This window comes from Variovorax sp. J2L1-78 (assembly GCF_030317205.1).
Taxonomy (GTDB): Bacteria; Pseudomonadota; Gammaproteobacteria; order Burkholderiales; family Burkholderiaceae_C; genus Variovorax; species Variovorax arabinosiphilus.
On the sequence record NZ_JASZYB010000001.1, the window covers coordinates 12,873 to 37,073 of the forward strand.

Sequence of the window (24,201 nt, forward strand, 5' to 3'; positions counted from 1 at the left end):
CGCGTCAGATCCCGGCATTGCGGTTGCTTTCCGGTCAGGCGAAGGTGTCGACGACGCCCTCGGGGCGGGTGTTGCGCACGGCGGCGGCAGGCACCGCGCTCGAGGCCACCGTGCCGCTGCGTGCGGCACCGGGGTAGGCACTGCCGCCGTTGCCGCCCGAGCGACCCGACGGGTTATCGCTGGCGAAGCTGCTCTGGCTGCCCGGCTGGCGCGTATCGGCGCCCACGGCGGTCTGGCCCAGGCTGATGCCGTGTTCGGCCAGCGTGGTGCGCAGTTGCGGCAGCGCGGCCTCGACCGCCTTGCGAACGCTTTCATGGCCCGAGACGAACATCGCCTGGGCCTGGTCGTCGCCGAGCTTGAGCGTGATCTGCAGCGGGCCGAGGTTCTCGGGGTTGAGGTTGAGCTGGGCGGTGTGCATGCCGCTGGCGCTCATGCGCAGCATCTGCTGGCCGAGGGCGGGCGCCCAGGCATCGCTGTCGACCGGTGGCGCCAGCGAGAGCACGGGCACGCGGCTCTCGGTCGTGGCGGCGCCGTTGCCGATGCCGGCGCTGCCGGGCTGGGCCGCCATCCATGCGAGCGGTGTGTTGGGCGCGCTGTCGTCGGCCAGGCCGGCGTCGTTGCCGGTGGCGGCTTCGATGCGGGCGGCCAGCAGATCCAACGGGTCGGCCTCGGCGGTTGCGGCGGCGGCCGTGGTGGTGGTGACCGCGGTGGCGGCCGTGTCGCGGCTGGCGGCGTCGGTGCGGCCCGTGCGAGCGGCGGGCGCTGGCGTGGCCGGCACGGTGCTGGCCAGCGCGGCGTTGAGCAGCGACGGGGCGACCGGCGTGGCCGGCACCGCCGCGGCGTCTGCCTTCGCGGTGGCAGCGGCAGCGTCGGCCTGGGCCGAGACGGCTGTCGACGTCTTGCCGGCCGCGGCGCGCAGGGCATCGGTGGCGCTCGCGTCGGCGGGCGCGCCGTCGGCGAGCGCGGCCTTGGCCGCGGCTTCGGCCGTCGGCAGGTCGGGTTCGGTCACGGCCTTGGCGGCGTCGGCCACCGTGTCGGTGCCTGCCAGGGCCGCCTGCACGTCGGTGCGTTCGGTGGCCGTGGCGGCACCGCGCAGGGCGGCCGCAGTGACGGCTTCGGCGCCGGTGCGTGCGGCCGCCGTCGTGACCTGGGCCGACACGGCGGGTACGAAGAAGTCGAGGTTCGGGATCTGGGGCAGGGTGTCGTCCTTGGGCACGGACGCGCCGCGGCGTGGCGTCCCGGGGCGCGCGGTCGCGCTGTCGGTGGGGTCGCTAGCGTCGGTGTTGGCCTGCGACGCACGCGAGCGGTCGAGTGCCGCATGGAAGCTGCGGCCCTGCGGCTCGTCCGCTTGGCGGCCGCGTGCCGGCGACGAGGTGGACGAGAGGCCGGGCGAGACGAGTGCTGCGGGGGAGACGAGTGCGGGCATGGGGGCTCCTGGGGTCAGAGGGTCGGGTTCGCGGCGCGGTCGAAGAACTTGCGCGTGGCGCGTTCGTCGCTTTCGCGCTGTTCGCGCTTGGCCTGGACGAGCATTTCCTGTTGGCGCACGCGCTCGGCCAGGGTGTCGAAGGAGCTCTGGCGGCGCTTCTGGTGCTGCCAGTCGACGCGGCCGTGGTCCAGGCGGGTGGTGGCCTGCGCGACGATGGCGCGCTGCTGGTCGATGGCGCCGTCGAGCGTGACCAGGAAGTTCTGGTAGTTGCGCAGCTTGGCGGCGGGCATGCCGTGGACCATCAGGTCGTTCAACTGGTTCACGTAGTCCTGCCGGTACTGCATCAGCAGCTCGAGCTTCTGCGTGCTGGTGATGCGCGCGGTCTGCAGGGCGCCCAGGCGGATCGCGGCCTTGTCGGTCTGCGTGCGCGCCAGTTCGGTGAGCATGTCGAGGGGAAGCTTGGTGGACATGGGACTCCTTGAGATCCTTGAAAAGGGGTCAGGCCGCGCGGGCCGGTTCGAAGAGGCTTCGCATCCGGGAGATGGAGGCGTCGTAGTCGGTGCGCTCGTCCATCGGCTGCTGCAGGAAGGCCTCGATCTTTGGGTACATCGCGATGGCCTGGTCGAGCTGCGCGTCGTGGCCCGGGGCGTAGGCGCCGACGCTGATCAGGTCGCGGTTGCGCTGGTAGCGCGACAGCATCTGCTTGAAGCGGCGCACGGTCTCGAACTGCGCCGGCTCGATCAGCGCCGTCATGGCGCGGCTGATCGAGGCCTCGATGTCGATCGCCGGGTAGTGGCCGGCTTCGGCCAGCGAGCGCGACAGCACGACGTGGCCGTCCAGGATGGCGCGCGCCGAGTCGGCGATCGGGTCCTGCTGGTCGTCGCCCTCGGACAGCACCGTGTAGAAGGCCGTGATGGAGCCGCCGTTGCCGTCGGCGTCGCGCGCGCCGTTGCCGGCGCGTTCGACCAGTGCGGGCAGCTTGGCGAAGACCGAGGGCGGGTAGCCCTTGGTGGCGGGCGGTTCGCCCACGGCCAGCGCGATCTCGCGCTGCGCCATCGCGTAGCGGGTGAGCGAATCCATGATCAGCAGCACGCTCTTGCCCTGGTCGCGGAAGTACTCCGCCAGGCAGGTGGCATAGGCCGCGCCCTGCAGGCGCAGCAGCGGCGAGTTGTCGGCCGGCGCGGCCACCACGACCGCACGGGCCAGGCCTTCCTCGCCGAGCGTGTTCTCGATGAAGTCCTTGACTTCGCGGCCGCGTTCGCCGATCAGGCCGACCACGATCACGTCGGCGCTGGTGTAGCGGGCCATCATGCCCAGCAGCACGCTCTTGCCGACGCCCGAGCCGGCGAACAGGCCCATGCGCTGGCCGCGGCCGACGGTCAGCATGCCGTTGATGGCGCGCACGCCGACATCGAGCACCGAATCGATCGGCGCGCGCGACAGCGGGTTCACCGGCGGGCTCGACAGCGGCACGCGCTTGGCGACGTCCAGCGGGCCGAGGCCGTCGAGCGGACGGCCCGCGGCATCGACCACGCGGCCGAGCATGCCTTCGCCGACCGGCAGCCGCTTGGTGTGGTTGTCGCCGCCAGTGCCGCCAGCGGACATGCGCGGGAACACCCGTGCGCCGGGCAGCAGGCCCGCGACTTCGCTCTGCGGCATCAGGAAGATGCGGTCGCCCGCGAAGCCGACGACTTCGGCCTCGGCGTGGCGAACGGGGTAGCCGGGCGGCAGTTCGATCAGGCAGTCGCTGCCCACGGGCAGCTGCAGGCCGGTGGCTTCGAGCACCAGGCCCACGGCGCGCGTGAGCCGGCCCGAGGCGACGGTGGTGGTGCACCGGGCGATGTCGCTGCGCGCCTGGGTCAGCGCGTCGACCCAGTGCTGGACGTGGGGGTTGGAGGCGACCGTGCCGCTCATCGTGTTCATTCCTGCGCGTCGGCGTCGCGATGGAGCGCCGCGGTCACGCTCTTCCAGCGGGTCTCGAGCGTCGCGTCGATTTCGCCGGCGGGGGACTGCACGCGGCAGCCGCCGCGCTGGATGCTGTCGTCGGGGCGTACCTGCCAGCCGGCCTGCTGCAGCTCGTTGCCCAGGCTGTCCTTCACCAGCGCGACATCGGCCGGGTTCAGCAACAGTCGGGGTTCGCCTTGCAGCGTGGGTTCGGCATGGACCAGGTCCTGCACCAGAGGCAGCAACCACTCGGGCTCGGCGCGGAGGGTGCGGTGCACCACCTGGCGGGCGATGTCCAGGGCCAGCGTCAGCAGCACGTCGGTGATCTCGCGCTCGGCGCCGCGCAAGGCTTCGGGCAGCGAGGTGCTCAGCGCGCGCAGCTGCTCGGCGTGTGCGGTGGCCGCGGCCAGGCCCGTGGCGAGCCCGGCGATGTGGCCCTCGGCGTGGCCGGCGGCCCAGCCCTCGGCGTGGCCGGTCGCGTGGCCTGCGGCGGTGGCTTCCTGGCGGAGGCGCCGCAGCTCAGCCTGGGCGACGCCTACAGGCACGGTCGGCGGGGGCGGCGCTGGCGGCAAGGTCGCCCGGGCGGCGGCCATCCGCCCGGCGGCGGTGGCGCGGCTCGGATCGCCGGCGATGTTGCCCATCTCCCAGCGTTCCCAGGCCGACAGTACCGGCTTGGACGGCGCCGCTTCGGCCTGCGTCGGGGCGCTGCCGCCCGCGCGCGTCGACGCGTACAGCGACGCCAGCCGCGCCGCGGTCGCGGTGGTGGGCTTAGACGAATTCATCGGCACCCGGCGAAGAGATCACGATCTCGCCGGCTTCGGCCAGGCGGCGGGCCGCCTGCAGGATGGTCTTCTGCTCGGCCTCGACCTGCGACACACGGACCGGGCCACGCAGCTCGATGTCTTCGCGCAGCGTCTCGGCGGCGCGGTTGGACATGTTCTTGAGGAACTTGTCGCGCAGCTCGATCGGTGCACCCTTGAGCGCGATGATGAGCGAGTCGGACTCCACTTCCTTGAGCAGGCGCTGGATGCTGCGGTCTTCCAGACCCAGCAGGTTCTCGAAGACGAACATCTCGTCGACGATGCGCTGGGCCAGCGTGTCGTCCAGTTCGCGGACGTGGGCGATGGTTTCCTCCTCGTTCGCGCTGTTCATCAGGTTGACCATCTCCGCCGCAGTGCGCACGCCACCCAGGCGGCTGCGCTTCAAGCCTTCGCCCGACAGCATCTCGGTGAGCACGTCGGTGAGTTCCTTGAGCGCGGCCGGCTGCACGCCGCCGAAGGTGGCCACGCGCACCACCACGTCGTGGCGCAGGCGCGTGGGCAGCTTCTCCAGCACCTCGGCGGCCTTGGCACGGTCGAGGTGGACCAGCAGCGTGGCCAGGATCTGCGGATGCTCGTCGCGGATGAGTTCGGCCACTTCGCTCGCTTCGAGCTGGTTGAGCCGGCCGATGCCGCTGTCGGGCTCTTCCGCCCGGAGGATGTCTTCGAGCAGGTCGCTCGCGCGGTCCTCGCCCAGCGCCTTCTTGAGCACGGCGCGGATGTAGTCGCTCGAACCGAGGTGCAGGGCCGACAGCTGTTCGGTTTCCTCGCGGAATTCGCGCAGCACCGAGGCCAGCTCGGAACGCGAGACCTGGCTCAACTTCGACATCGCGAGGCCGAGCTCCTGCACCATCGCGGTGGGCAGCAGGTTCAGGGCCGCGGCAGCGCGGTCCTCGCCCACGGCCATCAACAGGATGGCGCTCTTACGGGTTCCAACTTCATTGCTCATCGGTCGTCATCCAGTGTTGGATCATGATGGCCACCAGCTTGGGGTCCTGGGTGGCGGCCTCGAGGGCGAAGTCGAGGTCGGCCTTGTGGCGTTCGGCCTCGCGCTGGCGCATGGCTTCGTCCGGGCTCGGGCCTTCATCGGCCACCACCTTGGCGAAGACGTCGTTCTCGTCGATGTCCGCAACCGGGGCCGGTGCCGGCGGCGCCAGGTGCTTGCGCAGCAGCGGACGGGCCACCGCGAACCAGGCAAACAGGGCGAGCAGGGCGATCAGCAGGTACATGCCCAGCGTCTTGGCCAGCGGGATGTTCGCGGGGTCACGCCAGAAGGCCTGTGCAGGGGCTTCCTTCTCGCGTTCGTCGGCGAAGGCGCTGTTGACCACGTTGAGCGAGTCGCCGCGGTCCTGGCTGAAGCCCATGGCTTCCTTCGCCAGGTTGCGGATCTGGTCGAGTTCTGCCGGCGTCAGGGCGCGGCTGGCACCCTTGTCGTCGCCCACGCGGTTGTTCACCACCACGGCCACCGACAGGCGGCGCACGCCGCCGGCGCCCTGCTGCACGTGGCGGATCGAGCGGTCCAGCTCGTAGTTGGTGGTCGTGTCCTTGCGGCTGCTCGACGGGCCGGTGGCAGCGGTCGTGGTGGTGGCGGTGCCGGCACGCTGGGCAGCCTGCGCGGCGGCGACCTGCGCCGGCGTCTGCGGGGTGCCTGGTGGCGTGTTCGGCGGGGTCGTGATCGGCGCGTTCGGTGCGGTGGGCGGCTGGTTCGACAGCGCGCCGGGCACGCCGCCGGGCGGGGTGCCGCCGAGCTGGTTCGATTCGCTCGACTGCTGGCTGCGCATGGCCGCGTTCGCCGGGTCGGTGTTGGGCCGGTACTTCTCGTCGGTGTGTTCCACCACCGAGAAGTCGATGTCGGCCGCCACCTGGGCGCGCACGTTGCCGGTACCCAGGATCGGCTGCAGGATCGCTTCGATGCGGCGGATGTAGCCCTGCTCGATCTCCTGCGTGTACTTCAATTGGCTGACATCCAGGCCGCGTGCGCCGGCGTTGGCCGCCGACAGCAGGTTGCCGCGCTGGTCCACCACCGTCACGCTCTTGGGGTCGAGTTCCGGCACGCTGCTGGACACCATGTGCACGATGGCGCTCACGGCGCCCTCGTCGATGCTGCGGCCGCGGTGCAGGGTCAGAACGACCGATGCCGAAGGCTTCTTCTGTTCGCGCACGAACAGGGAAGGCTTCGGCATGGCCAGGTGCACCCGGGCGGACTCGATGGTGCCGATGGACTCGATGGAGCGCGCCAGCTCGCCTTCGAGCGCACGCTGGAAGTTCACCTGCTCGGCGAACTGGCTGGTGCCGAACTTCTGATTGTCCATCAGTTCGAAGCCGACGCCGCCCGCCTTGGGCAGGCCCTGCGAGGCCAGCTTGAGCCGGACCTCGGGCACGCGGTCGGCCGGCACCAGGATCGCACCGCCGCCCTCGGCGAACTTGTAGGGCACGTTCATCTGGGCCAGCGACGCGATGATCGCGCCGCCGTCGCGGTCCGACACGTTGGTGTAGAGCACCTTGTAATCAGGCCCGCGGCTCCACAGGGCGAAGGCCATGGCGACGGCCACCAGCGCGGCACCGCCGATGATCAGCGGGAGCTTGGGCTGGGCGCGCAGCTTGTCGGTCCACGACGTGGCGCCGGCGGCGGGGGACGTCGGCGCGGCGCCGAGGGTCGCAGCCGAACTCATGCGAAAGCCCCTGTGGCGCCCGCTGGATCCAGATGGTCCATGTTCATGTTCAAGAGGATGAGTCGTCGATGTTCAGTGGCCATGCCGGGCGCCGACAAAGGAGGCCGGCAGGCTTGGGGTACGGCGTTCATTGTCTGGATCGGCGCCGAATTCGATTGGCCGAACAGCCGGGGTTTTCGCCGTCAGTTGGCCCCATGTGAATCGGGGCTTCGCAGGTACGCTGAATAGGCGAGGAGGCACCTGGGTGCTTCTGTAGTCAACCCAAAGTTCACTTAACCCGAGGAACACGACGCCATGTCGATTTCAGCCATCGAATCCGTCCTGCAGCAGATGCGGGCCACTGCCGTGCAGTCCGGCATCACCTCTCCCGCGGGAATCGCCGGCCCTGCGGTGGAGCACGGCGGCTTCGCCGCCGAGCTCAAGCGTTCCATCGACAACATCAGCGGCGCCCAGACCAAGGCCTACGGCCAGGCCGAGGACTTCGAACTGGGCAAGCCGGGCGTGGCGCTCAACGACGTGATGGTCGATCTGCAGAAAGCCAACGTGGCGTTCCAGACCGGGGTGCAGGTGCGAAACAAGCTGGTTTCGGCCTACCAGGAAATGATGAGCATGCAGGCCTGACGCGGGTGGCGCGGTGTGGATCGACGCGCTGCAACTTTTTGGGGCACGCCCCTAAATGTTTGCAAAGCCCTGCCGATAACTAATCCAACGATGGCTTGAGTCCAGCGTTACGGCCCCCCGGGTCGGAGTCCACAACCTTTAGTCAACCAGGAGTCTTCAATGGCGCAAGTCATCAATACGAACAGCCTCTCGCTGCTCACGCAAAACAACCTGAACAAGTCGCAATCGGCCCTCAACACCGCTATCGAGCGCCTGTCTTCGGGCATGCGCATCAACAGCGCCAAGGACGACGCTGCTGGTCAGGCCATCGCCAACCGCTTCACGGCCAACATCAAGGGCCTGACGCAAGCCACCCGCAACGCCAACGACGGCATCTCGATCGCTCAAACGACCGAAGGCGCGCTGACGGAAGTCAACAACAACCTGCAACGCGTCCGTGAACTGTCGGTGCAAGCCGCCAACGGCACGAACTCGGCCAGCGACCTGGACTCGATCCAGTCGGAAATCACCCAACGCCTGGACGAAATCAACCGCGTGTCGGAACAGACCCAGTTCAACGGCGTGAAGGTTCTGTCGGCTGACGCTGGCAAGCTGACCGTGCAAGTCGGCGCGAACGATGGCGAAACCATCGACATCGACCTGCAAGAAATCAGCGCCAAGACGCTCGGCCTCGACGGTTTCAACGTGAACGGCAAGGGCGCCGCCAACAAGGCCGCGACCGCGACCGACCTCCTGATTGCCGGCTTCACCGCAGGTGTGACGGCTGCTGGCGTGACGCCTTACAGCCGCACGCTGACTGCTGCTGCGAACGGTGCCAAGGCCGACGACGTCCTGGCCAAGATGCAGAACGGTGGCACCGTGTCCATCACGGGCGCTGCAACCTACACCTACAGCGCTTCAACCAAGAGCTACACCGCGACGGAAACGGCGCGCACCGCCACGAACACGCTCGCGTCGCTGACCCCGCCGGCTGGCACCAGCGTGACGGCCACCGTCAAGCTCGGCACCAACTCGATGGATGTCAAGATCGACAGCAACGGTGTCATCACCGATGCAGCCGACAACAGCACGCTGTACCTCGACGCCAGCAACAACCTGACCAAGACCGGTTCGGGCGCCACGGTGGCTGCAACGTTGGCGAACCTCGTCGACAACACGAACGGCATGTCGGCCGCTGGTGACTTCATCAAGATCGGTGCGACGGGCGCAACCTACACCGTGAACACCCCGGGTGCAGGCGTTGCCGCGACGTTCGACGTCACCGGCGAACAAGCGACGGCTGGTGCCGTGCAAGCCAAGATCAACGCCGGTGCCGGCAGCATCGACATCGACGGCGCTGGCGGTACCGCTGCCTACGCGGTGGCTGCTGCTGGTGGCGCGGTGACGGGTGCCTTCATGGGCGTGGCCGGTCTCACCACCGTCGCCGCCGAAGTGATCAACCTGAACGACAACGGCAACGTCACGACGTCCAATGGCAGCCTGGTTTACGCCGATGCCACGAAGCCTGGCCAAGTGACGACCAAGGCTGTCAGCGACTCCAAGGCAACGGTCGATCCGCTCGCCGCCCTGGATGCCGCCCTGTCGAAGGTCGACAAGCTGCGCTCCTCGCTGGGTGCGGTGCAGAACCGTTTCGACTCGACCATCGCCAACCTGGGCACCACGGTGACCAACCTGTCCTCGTCGCGTTCGCGCATCGAAGACGCTGACTACGCGGTGGAAGTGTCGAACATGACGCGCGCTCAGATCCTGCAACAAGCCGGTACCTCGGTGCTGTCGCAGGCCAACCAGACCACGCAAGGCGTGCTGTCCCTCCTGCGTTAAGTCGAACCGACGAAACGCGAGAGCCAAGCCAGGTTCCATCCCGCAAGGGGCGGGCCTGGCTACCGCAGGCGCCGGGTCCCGACCCGGCCCCCTGCGCTTTCCTCTGCGGCCTTGCGGTGCAAGACCGCAGAGGAAAGCGAAACCCGCAACCAAGGTGAATGCCATGTCGAACCCCGTGCCTGCCAGCGCCGCTCCGGAAAGCCCGTGGATGCAATTGGCCGTCGGCCGTGCTGCGCCGGCCGCAAGCAGCGCATCGCGGGTGGCCGATGATGCCGAGCCGGAAGCCACGCCCGTGCAGGTCGAGGCGGCAGTCAAGCAGGTCAACGCGGCTCTGGAGATCCGTTCGATCGGGATCCAGTTCGAGATCGACAAGGACACCGACAAGGTCATCGTGAAGGTGATCGACCGCAACACCGGCGAGGTGATTCGCCAGGTCCCGAACGAGGAAGTGGTGCGCATCGCCAAGGTCATGGGCGAGATGTCCGGCCTGCTGGTCGACAGCGCGGCCTGAGCCTCCCCCACATTGTTCCAACGCATTCAGGAAACCCGCACATGGCAACCATCAGCAGCATCGGCGTCGGCGCCAACCTCGACCTGGCCGGCTTGCTCACCAATCTCGAGAAGGCCGAAAGCCAGCCCCTGGTGGCCCTGGAGGCCAAGGCCAAGAGCTACACCAGCAAGCTGTCGGCGTACGGCTCGGTGCAGAGTGCATTGAGCGCGCTGCAGACCGCGGCCCTCAAGCTGTCGGACCCCGCGCTCTTCCAGAGCGTCACCGGCACACCGACCGTCAGCGGCATCCTCTCGGCCTCGGCCACGGACACTAGCGCGTCCGGCAACTACACCATCAAGGTGTCGCAACTGGCGCAGTCGCAGTCCTTGCTCACGACCGGGCAGGCCAACACGACCACCGCGATCGGCAACGGAAAATTCACGATCGACTTCGGCACGGTCACCGGCGGCACGCTCGATCCGGCGACCGGCAAGTACACCGGCGCAGGCTTCACGGTGGACGGCACCCGCGCTGCGAAGACGATCACGATCGACCCGACCAACAACACGCTGGGCGGTATCCGCGATGCGATCAACGCGGCGGATGCCGGCGTGACCGCGACCATCATCAATGACGGCAGCGGCACGCCCAATCGTCTGGTGCTGACCTCGACGCAGACCGGCGAGGCGTCGAGCATGCGGATCAGCGTCGACGGGGCGGCCGACGCGGCCCTCAAGAACCTGCTGGGCAACGACCCGGCCGGTACGCAGAACCTGCAGCAGACCGCGGCCGCGGAGAGCGCGAAGCTCACGGTCAACGGCATCGCCATCACGAGCCCGACCAACACCGTCAAGGAAGCCATCCAGGGCGCGACGCTGACGCTGGTGCAGACCGGCACGACCGGCCTGTCGATGAAGTCGAACACGGCTTCGGTGAAGACGGCGATCAACGATTTCGTCAAAGCCTACAACGCGCTGCAGAGCACTGCCAAGTCGCTCACGACCTACGACGCCGACACCAAGACGGCGGCACCGCTGGTCGGCGACTCGACCCTGCGCAACTTGCAGACCCGCATTCGCCAGACGCTGACCGCGCCGCAGAGCGGTGGCGCCGACGACATGAAGGTGCTCAACGAGATCGGCGTGACCTTCCAGAAGGACGGAACGCTGGCGGTGGATTCGGCCAAGCTCGACAAGGCACTGGACACCAACCTCGCCGGCGTGTCGAAGCTTTTCGCCAGTGCGAGCGACAGTACCGCGGGCTATGGCAAACAGATCGATGCTCTGGTGACCGACCTGAACAAGACCGGCGGCTCGCTGAAGGTCGCGCAGGACGGCGTGACCTCGACCATCAAGCAGCTCGACGAGCAGTACGACCAGGTGCAGGCGCGCGTGGATGCGACGGTGGACCGCTATCGCAAGCAGTTCACCCAGCTCGACGTGCTGATCAACAGCATGAACAACACCAAGGCCTACCTCACGCAGCAGTTCGAGGCGATGAACGCGAGCAGCGGCAAGTAAACGACCAGCCCCGATCGAAAGCAAGTGATGTACACCCCCCACAACTTCCGCAGCGGCGCTGGCGCCTACGCGCGCGTCGGCGTCGAGACGCTGGCCATGAGCGCGTCGCCGCACCAGCTCATCGCGATGCTCTTCGACGGCGCCAAGACGGCGATCGGCATGGCGCGCCATCACATGGGGGCGGGCGAGATCGAAGCCAAGGGCAACGCCATCTCGAAGGCCATGGGCATCGTGGAAAACGGCCTCAAGGCCAGCCTGGACGCCAAGGCGGCCGGCACCGAAGGCACGACGCTGGTGAGCAACCTGTCGGCGTTGTACGACTACGTCATCCGCCGCCTGCTCTACGCGAACCTGCACAACGACGCGTCGGTCCTCGACGAGGTGGACGCATTGCTCGACAGCCTGGCTTCGGCCTGGCGCGAGATCGAACCGGGCCGCGGCGGCTTCTGAACCGATATGACCTCCCCGGAACCCCTCATGGCCTACCCGCGCGACATCGTGCATTGCTACGGTCAGCTCGCCTCGACCATGGCCCAGATGGTCGTGCTGGCGCAGGCCAAGAACTGGGGCGCGCTGCCGGCCGTGGAGGCGCAATGCGCGGCCATCGTCGACCGGCTGCGCGCCATCGAGCCGACCGTGGCGCTCGGTCCGGCGGATGCCGCCGAAGCCCAACGTCTGATCGTCTGCATCCAGGCCGACCAGGCCATCGTGAACGGCCTCGTGAAGCCGCAGCTCGAACGCCTGATGGAAAACATGAGCGTGCTGCAGCAGCGCAAGAGCCTCGATAAGGCCTACGGCCAGGCCCACTGAGCGCGACCCGACCATGACCGGCCTCGTACGACTTCTGGACACCCTGCTGACGGCGAAGGTTTCGCCGCCGCTGGATGCCGGTGCCGTGGACCCGAACGCGCCCATCAAGGCGCCGGGTGCGGCGTCGGCGGTGCAAGGGGTCGTCAACGATGTGCGTCTGCTGTCGAACGCGGCGCTCGACCGCCAGCTCGGTGGTGTCGACTCTGCCTCGACGCGTGGCGCGGGCCTGGGCACCACGGCTGGCGCCGGGCTGCCGGCGTCGGCGGTGGCCCGGCTGTCCTTCGCGGCACGGATCATCAGCGCCGTGCTGGCCGACCTGGAGGTCGACGTCGGCCCGGTGCGCGGTCAGGGCCCCGTCTGGGCGCCACGGCAGCAGCCGGCCGGCCCGGTGCTGGCCGGCTCGCTGGCCCACGCCGTGTCGAACAGCGGGCTCTTCTACGAATCGCACCTGGCGCAGTTTGCGCAAGGACACCGCACGCTGGCGCAGATGGCGCAGGAACCGCAGGCCGCGTGGCCGGCACCCGGCGTGGCTGCGGGCGGGCGCGGCGCCACGACCTTGCAGGCGGTCATGGCGGTGGTGGCCGGGGCGGGAGATGCCAGCACGCCCGCCGCACCGGGCAAGGCCGATCCGGCGCAGCCGGCGGTCGCGTCGCCCGCGGTGGCGGCCGCCACGGTGGCTGCCGTCGCGCAGGCCGCGCCGTCCGGCCTGGCTGCGGCGCGCATCGAGGCACCGGCCACGCCGACAGGTCCGTCGGCCGCCGCCGCCTCGGCACCGTCCGAGCCGGCGAGCGCCGAGGCCACACCCGACGCCCTCAAGATGCAGGCCGCCTACCGCTGGGGCGACAGCGCCCAGACGGCGGCCGCCGCCGCGGAGCGCGCCGCGATGCGATCCGTCGAGAAAAAGGCCGGCGACAGCGATCAGACCGTTGTCGCACGCGCTGCCGCGACCCCGCCGAGCGGTGGCGAGGTGGTGCACCCGCAACTGGTGACCACGGTCCATCAGCAGCTCGACCTGCTGGCGACCGCCGCGTTCCGTTGGACCGGCGAAGCCTGGCCCGGCGTGGCGATGGACTGGCGCATCGAGGAAGAGGGCGAGCGTCACGCCAACGGCGAGGAGTCGCCCGACGACGCACCGCGCCGCTGGTCCACGAATGTGTCGCTGCAGCTGCCCCACCTCGGCACCGTCGACGTGCGCCTGAGCGTGGCCGGCGGTGACGTCCGGGCCACCGTGGTGTCGTCCAGCGAGCGCAGCCGCGCGCTGCTGGCCGGCGACGGCCGCACGCTCGCTGCGCGTTTCGACGCGGCCGATCTGCGGCTCGAGCAGTTCCAGGTCGCGCAGGGAGCCGTGGCATGACCGCTGCACCGTCGCTCGACGCTCGCCAGAGCGCCGTCGCCCTGTCGTACGACGACAAGACACGCGCGCCGATCGTCGTCGCCAAGGGCTACGGCGTGGTTGCCGAATCGATCATGCGCGAGGCGCGCGAGAACGGTCTGTACGTTCACGCCTCCGGCGACCTGGTCAAGCTGCTCATGCAGGTCGACCTGGACCAACAGATCCCGCCGCAGCTGTATGTGGCGGTGGCCGAGGTCATGGCCTGGCTGCACGGCCTGGAAGAAGCCACCGGGGCTGCGCGATGAATACTTTGTCGCTAATTTTTTCGACGGGTGCCATCCGTGCAGGCGCCGGAATGAATACTTTGCGTTTGGTTTTGGCGCTGAGCCGGAAATTCTCGTGCAATGAAAACTTTCTTCTAGCTATTCCATTTTTCGCACATGAATTGCCTATCGCCGCATTGCGCGGTGGTCGCGCGCAATGCGAACGATGCTCAAGTCGTGTAGGAAATGTCCCACGTCGCGTGCGAAAAGTCTCGTTTCGCACGCCGTGGCTCCGAGTCTCGGTAACACTTGTTAACAATGTGTTTTAAGATGCTACCAAGCTATCTAAATGGAGTCAGCGTGCATATCGAAAGAGAAGTCGTTTCGGTGAACAGTGAGATTTTCCGTGAAATCGGAGATATTAATCTGGCTTACATGTTGTTGGCCCAAAAATTGGTCAAGCAGGACAGGGGCGCAGCCATGTTCCGCCTGGGAATCGGCGAGGAACTGGCCGAACTGCTGGCCAACATGTCGCTGGCCCAGATCGTGAAGCTGGCCGCCTCGAACCTGCTTCTGTGCAGCTTTCGCCTCGACGACAACCCCATGTTCGCCGTGGTGGGGCAGGGGAAGGACAGCGCTTTGCAGCAGGCGCACATGTCCATCCTGATGGCCGCCCGGCAGCAGACCGCCATGGCTTCGACGGGGGTCGCATGAGCGCAAAAACCGTTCTGGGCGAAGTCAAGGAAGTCAAGCTCGCCATTGAATTGATCGCTTTGGGCGCCCGTCTTCAATTTCTCGAGGCCGAAGTTGGATTGAGCCGTGAACGGCTGATCAAGCTCTATAAAGAATTGAAAGGCGTTTCTCCGCCAAAAGGACTTTTGCCTTTTTCGACCGATTGGTATATGACCTGGCTGGCGAATATTCATTCGTCGATGTTTTATAACATTTACAGGTTCATGCTGGATCAGGCAAAAGAATCGAAACTCCAGGCATTGATAAAGAGCTACAGGCTTTATCAAGAGCAAAGCGAATATCAAGGCGGGGAAGTGGTGCTCGATTTCACCCGCGCCTACACGATGGTCCGTTTTTTCGACAGCGACATGCTGCAATTGAATTCCTGCAGCCGTTGCGGCGGGCAATTCGTGGCGCATGCGCATGACACCAAGACCGGGTACGTGTGCGTGCTCTGCCGTCCGCCGTCGCGCGCCGGGAAGGCGCGTCCTCCCAAGCATGTCGCGGCGGAGGCGATGGTGCCGGTGTCCCATGCGCATGCGCTGGACCGCTCCGGTTTCGGTTTGCCTTTGAACAGCGGCGGCGTGCATTGACCATGGTCCGCGCCGCCGTTCCCATTAATTGATCTAGATGCCTCAGGGCGAAAGGGGGCGCGTGTGCTCGTTCTTCTCGGTTATCTCGTTGTGCTCGGCGCCGTGTTCGGTGGGTATGCGCTCATGGGCGGCCACTTCGGTGTGCTGTTCCAGCCCATCGAAGTGTTGATGATCTGCGGCTCTGCCCTGGGCGCCTTCATTGCCGGCAACAACGGCAAGACGATCAAGGCCACGGCGCGTGAATTGCCCCGGCTTCTGCGCTCGTCCAAGCACAACCGTCAGCTCTACATGGACCTGCTGGCCCTCCTGTATGAATTGCTCGCCAAGGCACGCAAGGAAGGCATGATGAAACTGGAATCGGATGTGGAAGATCCGAAGGGCAGCGAGATCTTCGGGCGCTATCCCAACATCCTGTCGAACGCGGAGTTGATGGAGTTCATCTGCGACTACCTGCGCCTGGCCATCAGCGGCAATACCGACCCGTTCGAGATCGAGGCGCTCATGGACCACGAGATCGAGACGATCCGCCATGAGGCCGAAGTGCCTTCGCACAGCCTGTCGCGCGTGGGTGACGCATTGCCTGCCCTGGGCATCGTGGCGGCCGTGCTGGGCGTGGTGCATGCGCTGGCTTCGGCCGACCTGCCGCCCGCGGAAATGGGCGCCCTCATCGCGCACGCCATGGTGGGTACCTTCCTGGGCGTGTTGCTGGCCTACGGCTTCGTCACGCCGCTGGCGACGCTGATCGACCAGCAGGTCGAGGAGAACATGAAGACCTACCAGTGCGCCAAGGTCACGCTGCTGGCGAGCATGCATGGCTACACGCCACAGCTGGCCGTCGAATTCGGCCGCAAGGTGCTGTTCTCGACCGAGCGTCCGTCCTTCACCGAACTCGACTCGCATGTTCGCGACGTCAAGACGCGCTGACCGGGACGGGCACGGAGTTTCACCATGAGCGCCGCCAAGGAAAGCCGCATCGTCGTCAAGAAGGTCATCAACGTGGCCGGGGGCCACCATGGCGGTGGCTGGAAGATCGCCTACGCCGACTTCATGACGGCCATGATGGCGTTCTTCCTGGTGATGTGGCTGCTGTCGATCGCGACCCCCAAGCAGCGCGAAGGCATCGCCGAGCATTTCAAGATGCCGTTGAAGGTCGCGCTGGCCGGTGGCGAGCGCAGCAGCATGAGCGACAGCATGATTCCCGGCGGTGGGGCCGACCCGATGCGCGTGCAGGGCGAGGTCAACAACGCCGAGACGCCGAGCGAGGACGAGATCGACGCGCAGCGGCTGGCCAGCATGAAGGAGCGCCTGGACAAGATGCTCGAGAGCAGCCCTGTCTTCAAGCAGTTTCGCTCGCAGATCCTGATCGACATCACGAACGAGGGTCTGCGTCTGCAGATCGTCGACAACGAACGCAGCCCGATGTTCGACCTGGCCAGCGCCAAGGTGGTGCCGCACATGCGCGCCATCCTGCGCGAGGTCGGCCCGATGCTGAACGACCTGCCGAACAAGATCACGCTGACAGGCCACACCGACGCCTTCAACTACACCAACGGCGACCGGGCCTACGGCAACTGGGAACTCTCGGCGGACCGCGCCAATGCCTCCCGCCGCGAACTCATGACCGGTGGCCTGGCCGATGGCAAGGTGATGCGCGTGATCGGCGTGGCCGACACGATGCACCTGGACAAGGCCGATCCGCGCAACCCGATCAATCGCCGCATCAGCGTCATCCTGCTCAATCACCGAACGCAGGCGCAGATCGAGCGCGAGAACGCCGGCAGCGCCAATTCGTTGGACCTGAAGAAGGCCCCGCCGACGGCAGCGCTGGCGTCCTCCCTTCCGGCGAACGTCAAGACCGTCGCATTGCAACCGGCCTCTCCAACGAAATAGATCACAGCGAGCCTCAGCGTCGCTGGCACGGTGCCGGCGGCAGGGGATAAAAAATGGACCTCAGTCAATTCACGCAAGCATTCTTCGTCGAAGCCATCGAACTCCTCGCGCAGATGGAGCAGTTGCTGCTCGAGCTGGATCTCGAACAGCCTGACAACGAACAACTCAACGCGATCTTCCGCGCCGCCCACTCGATCAAGGGAGGTGCGGCGACGTTCGGCTTCTCGGCGCTGACGGAAACGACCCACCTTCTCGAAACCCTCCTGGACCGGGCGCGACACGGGCAGTTGCGCCTGAGCGGTCCCATGATCGATGCCTTTCTGGAAACGAAGGACGCCTTGCAAGACCAACTCACCGCCTACCAGGCCAATCGGGAACCCGAGGCCGACCGCGTCGCGCACATCTGTGGCGTGCTTCAGCAACTCGCTCGCGAGAGCGCCGAAGGCGGTGCGTCCGCTGCGGCACCAGCGCCAGCACCTGCGCCCGTCGTGGCGCCTGCACCGGCACCCGCGCCGGCCGTCGCCGAGGCGCCGATCGGCGGCGAGGGCGTGCTGCGCGTTCGCTTCACCGGTTTGTCCGATGGTGAATCCGAACTGCTGGCCGGCGAGCTGGCCAATCTCGGCACGGTGCTGTCGCAGACGCGCAGCGGTACCGAGCTCGTGGTGATGCTCGACACCACCTGCGACGCCGATGCGATCAGCGCTGTCTGCTGCTTCGTGATCGACGAGGCGCAGATCAAGATCGAGCGCACCGGCGGCGAAGAGGCAGCGCCCGCGCCGGTGGCGGCTCCGGCGGCGGTTGCCGCCCCGGCGCCCGCGTCGGCACCCGTGGCTGCGGCACCCGCCGCGGCACCCTCGGCCGCACCGGCACCCGCCGCCGCGGCCGCGGCGGGCAAGGAGTCGAGTTCGATCCGAGTCGACGTGGAGAAGGTCGACCAGCTCATCAACCTGGTGGGCGAACTGGTGATCACGCAGTCGATGCTCACGCAGGCCGCGACCATGCTCGACCCGGTGGCCTACGAGCGCTTCCTGAGCGGCCTGGGCCACCTGGAGCGCAACGCACGCGACCTGCAGGAGTCGGTGATGTCCATCCGCATGATGCCGATGGACTACGTCTTCAGCCGCTTCCCGCGCGTGATCCGCGACGTGAGCGCCAAGCTGGGCAAGCAGATTCGCCTGGACACCTTCGGCAAGGAAACCGAGCTGGACAAGGGCCTGATCGAGCGCATCGTCGACCCGCTGACCCACCTCGTGCGCAACAGCCTGGACCACGGCATCGAGACGCCCGACGTGCGCACGCGCAACGGCAAGGATGCGACCGGCCAGCTGCTGCTGTCCGCGCAGCACCACGGCGGCAACATCGTGATCGAGGTGAGCGACGACGGTGCCGGCCTCAACCGCGAGAAGATCCTGGCCAAGGCCCTGCAGCAGGGCATGCCGGTGAGCGAGGCGATGACCGACGACGAGGTGTGGCAGCTGATCTTCGCGCCGGGTTTCTCGACCGCCGAGCAGATCACCGACATCTCCGGCCGCGGCGTGGGCATGGACGTGGTCAAGCGCAACATCCAGGAGATGGGCGGCCATGTGGAGATCCAGTCGCGCGGCGGCCGGGGCACCACCACCCGCATCGTGCTGCCGCTCACGCTGGCCATCCTGAACGGCATGTCCGTGAAGGTGGGCAGCGAGGCTTACATCCTGCCGCTGAGCTATGTCATCGAATCGCTGCAGCCGCTCGAGGAACACCTGCACTCGATCACGGCCGACGGCCATGTGATCAAGGTGCGCGGCGAGTACCTGCCGCTGATCGAGCTGCACCGCGTCTTCGACGTGGCCGGCGCGCAGACCAAGCCGACCCAGGGCATCCTGGTGATCGTGCAGGCCGACGACACGCGCTTCGCGCTGATGGTCGACGAGCTGCTGGGTCAGCACCAGGTCGTGGTGAAGAACCTCGAGACCAACTACCGCAAGGTGCCGGGCATCTCGGCGGCGACGATTCTGGGCGACGGCAGCGTGGCCTTCATCATCGACGTGGCCGCCATGCCTCGCATCCAGCGCGCACAGGCGGTGAGCCTGTCGGCGCTGGCGACCGCATCGCGCACGTCGGTGGCGGCGGCCTGAGGCCGCGCGCCACAGCCGACCGCCAGCGAGCAAACAGGGAACACAGGGAACCGCCATGCGATTCGATTTCTTCAGGCGTTCCGATTCCGAGCACAAGGCTGCCGACCAGCAGCCTCGCGTCGAGGTGAAGGCGCCCGTGGCGACGCCGCGGGTGAGCGATCCGGGCGAGGCGCCCGGGCACATCGTCCATGCGATGCTGCTCGACAGCCGCAAGCGGACGGTGGGTTATCGCCTGGGCTGGCGCGTCACCGGGGTGACGGCGGAGCAGGGCGGCGTGGCCGGCTTCAAGTCGCTGCTGCGTGCGATCTCGCAGCACCTCAACGGCGACGGCCGCGCCTGGGCCCTCGACGAGATGGAGCTGTTCGTCGACGCGACCATCGAGTCGCTCTTCGCGAGCGAACTCCAGGAACTGCCGGCGGAGCACATGGTGCTGTGCATGTCGCTGCAGGACATGTCGGATGCGGATGCGCGCCCGATGCTGCTGTACCTGCGCGAGCAGGGCTTCGGCTTCATGCTGTGCGGCGCGTCGGAGGTTCCGGAAGACCCGGAGCTGCGGCGCATCGTCACGCACATGGACGTGGGAACGGTCAACCCGCTGGTGCTGGCGCGGATGAGCGAAGGCCCGGACCCGCTGCGGGTGCAGTGGGTGGCGACGCGCATCCACGACCTCGGCGACCTCGACGCCGCCGCGAACTTCCACATGAAGGCCTTCGTCGACGGCGGCTTCCCGCTGCTGCCGGTGGGCCAGCTCGTCGATGCATTGCAGCCCGATGCGCAGCTGATCGTGAAGCTCATGCGCATGATCCATCGCAACGAGGACACGCGCGAGATCGAGGCGACGCTCAAGCTCGACGCACGCCTGACCTACCGGCTGCTGCGCCACATCAATTCGCCGGCCATCGGCGGCGGCGTGGAGATCCATTCGCTGCGGCACGCGGTGTCGATGCTCGGCTACACGCCCATGTTCCGCTGGCTGACGATGCTGCTGGCCAGCAGCCACAGCACGGCGGGCACGCCCTACATGACGAAGAAGGCGATCATCCGCGGCCGCTTCGTCGAGCTGCTCGGCCAGGGCCTGCTGCCGCCGGCCGAAGCCGACAACCTTTTCGTGGTGGGCATGCTGTCCTTGATCGATCAACTGCTCGGCGTGCCGATGGAGGAGATCCTCGGTCACGTGCATCTGCCCACGCCGGTGCAGGACGCGATCCTGCGGCGCAGCGGTGTGTACGGCGCCTTCCTGGCGCTGGCCGAGAGCTGCGAGTCGGACGGTGCGCTCGCCGCCGAGCTGTCGGAAGAACTTTTCCTGAGCCAGGACCAGGTGAACGGCGCCCATCTCATGGCGCTGGCCTGGGCCCAGGACGTGGGGGCCGGAGCGGACGTGGCCTAGGCCGCGTTGCCTGAAAAGCGCGGCTTTGGCCCCTCTGATCGGACGCTCGAATCCAGTGAACGCCCAGTACATTGATTCCCACAACCCGAGGCACCCTTGAGCACCGAATTCACCTTCACCGACAGCGATTTCGCCAAGGTCCGCACGCTGATTCATCGCCGTGCGGGCATCGCCCTGGGCGACCAGAAACGCCAAATGGTCTACAGCCGTCTGTCGCGACGTCTGCGTGAGCTCGGCATTCCCGAATTCGCGACCTACCTGGCCATGCTGGAGGCCGGCAACGACGAGGGCGAGTGGCAGGCCTTCATCAATTCGCTCACGACCAACCTCACGTCCTTCTTTCGCGAAGCCCACCATTTTCCGGTGCTCGCGGAGCATGTGAAGAAGACGCGCGAGCCGGTGACGATCTGGTGCGCGGCCGCCTCCACCGGCGAGGAGCCGTATTCGCTCGCGATCACGCTGATCGAGGCGCTGGGTGAGCAGAAGGCCGCCTCGGCCCGCATCATCGCCACCGACATCGACACGGCCGTGCTGCAGAAGGCGGCGGCCGGCGTGTTCACGCTCGAGCAGGTCGAACGCCTGTCGCCCGAGCGGCTGCGCCGCTTCTTCAACAAGGGCACTGGCGGCAATGCCGGTCGCGTGCGCATCAAGCCCGAGGTGGCGCAACTGGTGAAGTTCTCGCGCCTGAACCTGCTGGACGCCTCGTGGGCGGTCAAGGAGCCGGTCGACGCGATCTTCTGCCGCAACGTGATGATCTATTTCGACAAGCCGACGCAGAACAAGATCCTCGAGCGCTTCCTGCCGCTGCTCAAACAGGGCGGGCTGCTGTTCGCCGGGCATTCGGAGAACGCGTCGTTGGTGAACCAGAGCTTCAAGTCGCTGGGCCATACCGTGTATTCGGTGGTGCGCACGAAGAGCGCGGTGCCAGCATGAACCCTTCGGCGTCGAGTGCGCTCGCCAGCCACCACTACTTCGACCGCGATCTGAACCAGATGGCGGTGAAGTTGTTGCCGGCGGAGTACTACGTCACGACCACCAACACCGTGCTGAGCACGGTGCTCGGCTCGTGCGTGGCGGCCTGCCTGCACGACGTCGACACCGGCATCGCCGGCATGAACCACTTCATGCTGCCCGAGGACAGCGACCGCACCGCTCGCGATGCGCGCGAGTCGATGCGCTACGGCACCTATGCGATGGACGTCCTGATCGCCGAGATGCTGCGCGCCGGCGCGCGCCGCGAGCGGCTGCAGGCCAAGGTCTTCGGCGGCGGCGCAGTGCTGGCGAACATGACGACGCTGAACATCGGCGACCGCAATGCCGACTTCGTGCTGCGCTATCTGGCCGAGCAACGCATCGTGGTTGCGGCGCAGGACCTGCGCGGCCCGCACGCGCGCCGTGTCTGTTTCGTGCCCTCCACGGGCAAGGCCAGCGTGCGCAAGCTGCGCGCACAGACGGACGTGCAACTGGTCCAGCGCGAGGAGGGCGAACTGCTGCGGCAGATCGTGGCGCCGCGCGTGCTGGGCACCGAGAAAACCGCAGCCACGGCCACGCTGTCCGGGGCCAGGAACAAAGGAAGACTGTGAGCACGAACAAGATCAAGGTCCTGTGTGTCGACGACTCGGCACTGATCCGCAGCGTGATGACCGAAATCATCAACAGCCAGCCCGACATGACGGTGGTCGGCACCGCGGCCGACCCGCTGGTGGCACGCGACCTCATCAAGGTCACCCACCCGGACGTGCTCACGCTCGACGTCGAGATGCCGCGCATGGACGGCCTGGAGTTCCTCGAGAAGCTGATGCGCCTGCGGCCGATGCCGGTCGTGATGGTGTCGTCGCTGACCGAACGCGGCTCGGAGATCGCGCTGCGCGCGCTCGAACTAGGCGCCATCGACTTCGTCACGAAGCCCCGCCTGGGGGTGCGTGACGGCTTGCTCAACTACACCGAACTGATCGCGGGCAAGATCCGGACAGCCGCCAGCGCGCGCATCATCGCCGCGCGCCAGCCCTCGGCCAAGGCGGCCGATGTGCCGCAAGAGTCGCTGCTGCGCAGCCCGCTGCTGAGTACCGAGAAGCTGATCATCATCGGTGCCTCCACCGGCGGCACCGAAGCCATCCGCGAAGTGCTGCAACCGCTACCGCCCGATTCGCCGGCGGTGCTCATCGCGCAGCACATGCCCGGCGGTTTCACCAAGTCCTTCGCGCAGCGGCTCGATTCGCTGTGCCGCATCCATGTGAAGGAGGCGGAGCACGGCGAGCGCGTGCTGCCCGGCTACGCCTACATCGCGCCCGGCGGCTTCCACCTGTCGCTCGGCCGCAGCGGCGCCAACTATGTGGCGCACCTGGACCAGGAACCGCCGGTGAACCGGCACCGCCCGTCGATCGATGTGCTGTTCGACTCGGCCGCCAAGTATGCCGGCAAGAACGCCATCGGAATGCTCTTGACGGGCATGGGCAAGGACGGTGCCGAGGGCCTGCTGCGCATGCGCAAGGCCGGTGCCCACACCCTGGCGCAGGACGAGGCGAGTTGCGTGGTGTTCGGCATGCCGCGCGAGGCGATCGCGATCGGCGCCGCCGACGAAGTGGCCCCCCTGGGAGAAATGTGCCGGCGTGTGCTGACCCATCTGCGCACCTTCGGCGAGCGGACCAACCGTGTTTGATGAACGACTTTGTGGAGTGAAATATCGTGATTGACAAGAGCATCAAGATCCTGGTCGTGGATGACTTCCCGACCATGCGGCGCATCGTGCGCAACCTGCTGAAAGAGCTGGAGTTCCTCAACGTCGACGAAGCCGAAGACGGCGCCGCCGGCCTCGAGAAGCTCAAGGGCGGTGGCTTCGGCTTCGTCGTGTCGGACTGGAACATGCCCAACATGGACGGCCTGACGATGCTGCAGACCATCCGCGCCGATCCCGCGCTGTGCAAGCTGCCGGTGCTGATGGTGACCGCCGAGGCCAAGAAGGAGAACATCGTCGCGGCGGCCCAGGCCGGCGCGAACGGCTACGTGGTGAAGCCCTTCACGGCGGCGACGCTGGAGGACAAGCTCACCAAGATCTTCGAGAAGCTCGCCAAAGAGGCCGCCTGATCATGTCAACCGAAGCGCTGGCAACAGCAGAACACCAAAACACAGCCGAAGAACTTCTCGGTCGCATCGGCCATCTCACGCGTCAACTGCGCGAAGGCATGCGCGAGCTCGGGCTCGACAAGCAGGTGGAAAAGGCCGCGCAGGCCATTCCCGATGCCCGGGACCGGCTCAAGTATGTCGTCGACATGACCGAGCGCGCCGCCCACCGGGCGCTCAACGCGGTCGATGCGGCGCAGCCCCTGCAGGAAGACCTGGCCCGCTCGGCCAAGGGGTTGACGTCGCGCTGGGACGCCTGGTTCGCCAACCCGATCGAGCTCGACCAGGCCCGTGGTCTGGTCGAGGACACGCGCAGCTACCTGGGCGCCGTGCCCGAGAAGGCCAGCGCGATCAACTCGCAGCTCATGGAGATCCTGATGGCCCAGGACTTCCAGGATCTGACCGGGCAGGTGATCAAGAAGATGATGGAAGTCGTCAACGAGATGGAGACGCAGCTGCTCCAGGTCCTGATCGACAACGTGCCCGCCGATCGGCGTCCGGCGGAGACAACGAGCCTGCAGAACGGTCCGCAGGTCGTGGCCGGCAACCCGGATGCGGTCAGCGACCAGTCGCAGGTCGACGACCTGCTGGCGAGCCTGGGTTTCTAGGCGGGAAAGCGGCGGCCGTCCCGTTGCCCGGGCGGC

25 protein-coding genes are annotated in these 24,201 nt (G+C 67.2%); 19 read left to right on the plus strand and 6 right to left on the minus strand.

Going from position 1 to position 24,201, the window contains the following annotated elements; all coding sequences use genetic code 11:
- Window positions 1–34 precede the first annotated feature (34 nt).
- From QTH86_RS00070 to fliF, 6 genes are read right to left on the minus strand one after another with little or no spacing between them, the layout of a single operon-like run.
- Window positions 35–1,426, minus strand: a complete 1,392-nt coding sequence (locus QTH86_RS00070) for a flagellar hook-length control protein FliK (protein WP_286646693.1) — start codon at window positions 1,424–1,426, stop codon at window positions 35–37.
- 14 nt (window positions 1,427–1,440) lie between these two features.
- Entirely contained in the window at window positions 1,441–1,896 is a 456-nt protein-coding gene (fliJ, locus tag QTH86_RS00075; RefSeq protein WP_286646692.1) for a flagellar export protein FliJ, read from the minus strand.
- Window positions 1,897–1,924: 28 nt separating this feature from the next.
- On the minus strand, window positions 1,925–3,349 hold the full coding sequence (fliI, locus tag QTH86_RS00080; protein ID WP_444813533.1) for a flagellar protein export ATPase FliI: 1,425 nt from the start codon (window positions 3,347–3,349) through the stop codon (window positions 1,925–1,927).
- On the minus strand, window positions 3,346–4,152 hold the full coding sequence (fliH, locus tag QTH86_RS00085; RefSeq protein ID WP_286646690.1) for a flagellar assembly protein FliH: 807 nt from the start codon (window positions 4,150–4,152) through the stop codon (window positions 3,346–3,348). Before fliH ends, fliI begins: the two co-directional genes overlap by 4 nt.
- On the minus strand, window positions 4,139–5,137 hold the full coding sequence (gene fliG, locus QTH86_RS00090) for a flagellar motor switch protein FliG (RefSeq protein ID WP_286646689.1): 999 nt from the start codon (window positions 5,135–5,137) through the stop codon (window positions 4,139–4,141). Before fliG ends, fliH begins: the two co-directional genes overlap by 14 nt.
- Window positions 5,127–6,860: a flagellar basal-body MS-ring/collar protein FliF gene (gene fliF / locus QTH86_RS00095; protein WP_286646688.1), complete on the minus strand. Its 1,734-nt coding sequence runs from the start codon at window positions 6,858–6,860 to the stop codon at window positions 5,127–5,129. The genes fliG and fliF overlap by 11 nt, the downstream gene beginning before the upstream one ends.
- Before the next feature lie 294 nt (window positions 6,861–7,154).
- Here fliF and fliE point away from each other — a divergent pair, with 294 nt between their 5' ends.
- The 19 genes from fliE (at window position 7,155) to cheZ (ending at window position 24,165) form a co-directional block, all read left to right on the plus strand.
- Window positions 7,155–7,481: a flagellar hook-basal body complex protein FliE gene (gene fliE / locus QTH86_RS00100; RefSeq protein WP_286646687.1), complete on the plus strand. Its 327-nt coding sequence runs from the start codon at window positions 7,155–7,157 to the stop codon at window positions 7,479–7,481.
- A gap of 159 nt (window positions 7,482–7,640) precedes the next feature.
- Window positions 7,641–9,302: a FliC/FljB family flagellin gene (locus QTH86_RS00105; protein ID WP_286646686.1), complete on the plus strand. Its 1,662-nt coding sequence runs from the start codon at window positions 7,641–7,643 to the stop codon at window positions 9,300–9,302.
- A gap of 163 nt (window positions 9,303–9,465) precedes the next feature.
- The gene (locus tag QTH86_RS00110; RefSeq protein ID WP_286646685.1) at window positions 9,466–9,813 is read left to right on the plus strand and encodes a flagellar protein FlaG; all 348 of its coding nucleotides are present in this window, start codon (window positions 9,466–9,468) and stop codon (window positions 9,811–9,813) included.
- Between the two features lie 41 nt (window positions 9,814–9,854).
- Window positions 9,855–11,312: a flagellar filament capping protein FliD gene (gene fliD / locus QTH86_RS00115; RefSeq protein ID WP_286646684.1), complete on the plus strand. Its 1,458-nt coding sequence runs from the start codon at window positions 9,855–9,857 to the stop codon at window positions 11,310–11,312.
- A 27-nt stretch (window positions 11,313–11,339) separates the two neighbouring features.
- A complete protein-coding gene (fliS, locus tag QTH86_RS00120; protein WP_286646683.1) occupies window positions 11,340–11,762 on the plus strand; it encodes a flagellar export chaperone FliS in 423 nt (140 codons plus the stop codon).
- 27 nt (window positions 11,763–11,789) lie between these two features.
- Complete coding sequence (locus QTH86_RS00125; RefSeq protein ID WP_286646682.1) at window positions 11,790–12,122, plus strand: flagellar protein FliT; 333 nt, start codon at window positions 11,790–11,792, stop codon at window positions 12,120–12,122.
- 13 nt (window positions 12,123–12,135) lie between these two features.
- Window positions 12,136–13,476: a flagellar hook-length control protein FliK gene (gene fliK, locus QTH86_RS00130; protein WP_286646681.1), complete on the plus strand. Its 1,341-nt coding sequence runs from the start codon at window positions 12,136–12,138 to the stop codon at window positions 13,474–13,476.
- Complete coding sequence (locus QTH86_RS00135) at window positions 13,473–13,760, plus strand: EscU/YscU/HrcU family type III secretion system export apparatus switch protein (protein WP_286646680.1); 288 nt, start codon at window positions 13,473–13,475, stop codon at window positions 13,758–13,760. The genes fliK and QTH86_RS00135 overlap by 4 nt, the downstream gene beginning before the upstream one ends.
- 324 nt (window positions 13,761–14,084) lie before the next feature.
- Complete coding sequence (gene flhD, locus QTH86_RS00140; RefSeq protein ID WP_286646792.1) at window positions 14,085–14,432, plus strand: flagellar transcriptional regulator FlhD; 348 nt, start codon at window positions 14,085–14,087, stop codon at window positions 14,430–14,432.
- Window positions 14,429–15,043 (plus strand): flagellar transcriptional regulator FlhC, encoded by a 615-nt coding sequence (gene flhC, locus QTH86_RS00145; protein WP_286646679.1) that lies wholly within the window; start codon window positions 14,429–14,431, stop codon window positions 15,041–15,043. Before flhD ends, flhC begins: the two co-directional genes overlap by 4 nt.
- Window positions 15,044–15,106: 63 nt before the next feature.
- A complete protein-coding gene (gene motA, locus QTH86_RS00150) occupies window positions 15,107–15,967 on the plus strand; it encodes a flagellar motor stator protein MotA (RefSeq protein WP_286646678.1) in 861 nt (286 codons plus the stop codon).
- Between the two features lie 24 nt (window positions 15,968–15,991).
- Window positions 15,992–16,933, plus strand: coding sequence for a flagellar motor protein MotB (motB, locus tag QTH86_RS00155; RefSeq protein WP_286646677.1), 942 nt, complete (start codon window positions 15,992–15,994; stop codon window positions 16,931–16,933).
- 53 nt (window positions 16,934–16,986) lie between these two features.
- Window positions 16,987–19,050, plus strand: coding sequence for a chemotaxis protein CheA (cheA, locus tag QTH86_RS00160; protein ID WP_286646676.1), 2,064 nt, complete (start codon window positions 16,987–16,989; stop codon window positions 19,048–19,050).
- 55 nt (window positions 19,051–19,105) lie between these two features.
- Window positions 19,106–20,437, plus strand: a complete 1,332-nt coding sequence (locus QTH86_RS00165) for an EAL and HDOD domain-containing protein (RefSeq protein WP_286646675.1) — start codon at window positions 19,106–19,108, stop codon at window positions 20,435–20,437.
- A 96-nt stretch (window positions 20,438–20,533) separates the two neighbouring features.
- Window positions 20,534–21,370 (plus strand): CheR family methyltransferase, encoded by an 837-nt coding sequence (locus QTH86_RS00170; protein WP_286646674.1) that lies wholly within the window; start codon window positions 20,534–20,536, stop codon window positions 21,368–21,370.
- Window positions 21,367–22,020 carry a chemoreceptor glutamine deamidase CheD gene (gene cheD / locus QTH86_RS00175; protein ID WP_286646673.1) on the plus strand — a complete coding sequence of 218 codons (654 nt, stop codon included), beginning with the start codon at window positions 21,367–21,369 and terminating at the stop codon, window positions 22,018–22,020. The genes QTH86_RS00170 and cheD overlap by 4 nt, the downstream gene beginning before the upstream one ends.
- A gap of 56 nt (window positions 22,021–22,076) precedes the next feature.
- Complete coding sequence (locus QTH86_RS00180; RefSeq protein WP_444813773.1) at window positions 22,077–23,096, plus strand: protein-glutamate methylesterase/protein-glutamine glutaminase; 1,020 nt, start codon at window positions 22,077–22,079, stop codon at window positions 23,094–23,096.
- A 26-nt stretch (window positions 23,097–23,122) separates the two neighbouring features.
- Window positions 23,123–23,521, plus strand: coding sequence for a chemotaxis response regulator CheY (cheY, locus tag QTH86_RS00185; RefSeq protein WP_286646671.1), 399 nt, complete (start codon window positions 23,123–23,125; stop codon window positions 23,519–23,521).
- A gap of 2 nt (window positions 23,522–23,523) precedes the next feature.
- Complete coding sequence (gene cheZ, locus QTH86_RS00190) at window positions 23,524–24,165, plus strand: protein phosphatase CheZ (RefSeq protein WP_286646670.1); 642 nt, start codon at window positions 23,524–23,526, stop codon at window positions 24,163–24,165.
- The last annotated feature ends 36 nt before the right edge of the window (window positions 24,166–24,201 follow it).

What these genes read in the sequence shown, in the direction of transcription:
- fliK (WP_286646681.1), top strand. Translation starts at nt 12,136, where the DNA reads ATGACCGGCCTCGTACGACTTCTGGACACCCTGCTGACGGCGAAGGTT.
- cheZ (WP_286646670.1), top strand. Translation starts at nt 23,524, where the DNA reads ATGTCAACCGAAGCGCTGGCAACAGCAGAACACCAAAACACAGCCGAA.
- fliJ (WP_286646692.1), bottom strand. Translation starts at nt 1,896, where the DNA reads ATGTCCACCAAGCTTCCCCTCGACATGCTCACCGAACTGGCGCGCACG.
- fliD (WP_286646684.1), top strand. Translation starts at nt 9,855, where the DNA reads ATGGCAACCATCAGCAGCATCGGCGTCGGCGCCAACCTCGACCTGGCC.
- QTH86_RS00125 (WP_286646682.1), top strand. Translation starts at nt 11,790, where the DNA reads ATGGCCTACCCGCGCGACATCGTGCATTGCTACGGTCAGCTCGCCTCG.
- fliH (WP_286646690.1), bottom strand. Translation starts at nt 4,152, where the DNA reads ATGAATTCGTCTAAGCCCACCACCGCGACCGCGGCGCGGCTGGCGTCG.
- fliS (WP_286646683.1), top strand. Translation starts at nt 11,340, where the DNA reads ATGTACACCCCCCACAACTTCCGCAGCGGCGCTGGCGCCTACGCGCGC.
- QTH86_RS00165 (WP_286646675.1), top strand. Translation starts at nt 19,106, where the DNA reads ATGCGATTCGATTTCTTCAGGCGTTCCGATTCCGAGCACAAGGCTGCC.
- QTH86_RS00110 (WP_286646685.1), top strand. Translation starts at nt 9,466, where the DNA reads ATGTCGAACCCCGTGCCTGCCAGCGCCGCTCCGGAAAGCCCGTGGATG.
- QTH86_RS00070 (WP_286646693.1), bottom strand. Translation starts at nt 1,426, where the DNA reads ATGCCCGCACTCGTCTCCCCCGCAGCACTCGTCTCGCCCGGCCTCTCG.
- QTH86_RS00135 (WP_286646680.1), top strand. Translation starts at nt 13,473, where the DNA reads ATGACCGCTGCACCGTCGCTCGACGCTCGCCAGAGCGCCGTCGCCCTG.
- fliG (WP_286646689.1), bottom strand. Translation starts at nt 5,137, where the DNA reads ATGAGCAATGAAGTTGGAACCCGTAAGAGCGCCATCCTGTTGATGGCC.
- flhC (WP_286646679.1), top strand. Translation starts at nt 14,429, where the DNA reads ATGAGCGCAAAAACCGTTCTGGGCGAAGTCAAGGAAGTCAAGCTCGCC.
- QTH86_RS00105 (WP_286646686.1), top strand. Translation starts at nt 7,641, where the DNA reads ATGGCGCAAGTCATCAATACGAACAGCCTCTCGCTGCTCACGCAAAAC.
- motB (WP_286646677.1), top strand. Translation starts at nt 15,992, where the DNA reads ATGAGCGCCGCCAAGGAAAGCCGCATCGTCGTCAAGAAGGTCATCAAC.
- cheA (WP_286646676.1), top strand. Translation starts at nt 16,987, where the DNA reads ATGGACCTCAGTCAATTCACGCAAGCATTCTTCGTCGAAGCCATCGAA.
- QTH86_RS00180 (WP_444813773.1), top strand. Translation starts at nt 22,077, where the DNA reads ATGACCGAAATCATCAACAGCCAGCCCGACATGACGGTGGTCGGCACC.
- fliE (WP_286646687.1), top strand. Translation starts at nt 7,155, where the DNA reads ATGTCGATTTCAGCCATCGAATCCGTCCTGCAGCAGATGCGGGCCACT.
- cheD (WP_286646673.1), top strand. Translation starts at nt 21,367, where the DNA reads ATGAACCCTTCGGCGTCGAGTGCGCTCGCCAGCCACCACTACTTCGAC.
- fliI (WP_444813533.1), bottom strand. Translation starts at nt 3,349, where the DNA reads ATGAACACGATGAGCGGCACGGTCGCCTCCAACCCCCACGTCCAGCAC.
- fliF (WP_286646688.1), bottom strand. Translation starts at nt 6,860, where the DNA reads ATGAGTTCGGCTGCGACCCTCGGCGCCGCGCCGACGTCCCCCGCCGCC.